The 670-nt window shown below is 50.9% G+C and carries 2 protein-coding genes; both read right to left on the minus strand.

Features of this window, described 5'->3' with window-relative positions:
- The coding region (locus tag A3738_RS32590) for an FAD-dependent oxidoreductase (RefSeq protein WP_156504181.1) at window positions 1–134 on the minus strand (134 nt) is incomplete at its 3' end.
- A partial coding sequence (locus A3738_RS10075; RefSeq protein WP_197473784.1) for a squalene/phytoene synthase family protein occupies window positions 124–670 on the minus strand: 547 nt, incomplete at its 5' end. The genes A3738_RS10075 and A3738_RS32590, both read right to left, overlap by 11 nt.

A 670-nucleotide genomic window follows, 5' to 3' on the forward strand; every position in this document is an offset into this window, starting at 1 on the left:
GTTCGTTGATCCAGTAACACCACCTTGCCCCGATAGCCGCGTAATGCCAACTCCCTTGCTAGCGATAAACCACTGCACCCTGCCCCAACAATCAGTAGGTCTTGCGTTTCTTGGAGCAGCGTTTTAGTAGGCATAACTGTTTAGCTGGAATAAGGGATAGTTGGGTTTGGTCGGCTCTGGTATATTTTGCAGTAATCGCTCTTCGCGGCCGCTCAACATGACCAATGTGAGCCACAGTTTTCTCGTGAGCGAACTGTGCGCACGGTAGCTGAGATTGTTATAGCGATGACGTTGCAGATCGCGACCAATATCTCGGTATACATGTGCAGCTAGCTGAATGGCGAAACCGGCGCGTGGAGGTAAATATGCTATGCCGAACAGACCGCTTTTATAGTAGTGATCGGCCAGTGTTAAGAGTCGTTTGCTGGCAGTGGCGAGTTCGCTCGTCGGTGTTTTGCGTTGTACAAGCTCGCAAGCGCTTAATTGGTCTGTCCAATCCTTTGGTATGTAGCATCGGCCTATGCTTGCGTCTTCGCCGACATCCCGCGCGATATTGGTGAGCTGTAAGGCAATGCCGAGGTGAACCGCATGATGCAAGGCTTGTTCATTGTTAATTCGCATGACGTCGCACATCAAAATACCAACGGTGCCCGCGACTTGGTAGCAGTAT

This window comes from Oleiphilus sp. HI0066 (assembly GCF_001635725.1).